Source organism: Pseudomonas sp. SIMBA_068 (genome assembly GCF_046534705.1).
GTDB classification, from domain to species: Bacteria; Pseudomonadota; Gammaproteobacteria; order Pseudomonadales; family Pseudomonadaceae; genus Aquipseudomonas; species Aquipseudomonas putida.
Map to the genome: position 1 here is coordinate 1 of NZ_JAWRYI010000358.1, position 279 is coordinate 279.

Consider the following 279-nt stretch of genomic DNA (forward strand, 5'->3'; position numbering starts at 1 on the left):
TTATCTGCTGCGTTAACCAAGCCGTTCTGGCTGAGTGAGAACTGCTGCGGCACGGGCATTGCCGGACGCTGATAATCCGGTGCCAGTGAACAACCGGTTAGCGCAAGGGCCACACAAAATGGCAGAAGTTTACAAGGAGACATAGGCTCATAATTTCTGGTGATTTTATACCGCCAACTTTACTCGCCAGGCTCTGATTTTCCGATGACAGGAAAATGACAAAATTGTCATTTTGCCAATAAGCGATTGCCATCTGATCCCGCTACTCTAGAATTGCCC

The 279-nt window shown here is 48.4% G+C and carries 1 pseudogene; it reads right to left on the reverse strand.

The features are described 5' to 3' along the window. Positions 1 to 143, reverse strand: a pseudogene (locus SB756_RS29530) (hypothetical protein); the annotation flags it as partial. Positions 144 to 279: the final 136 nt, after the last annotated feature.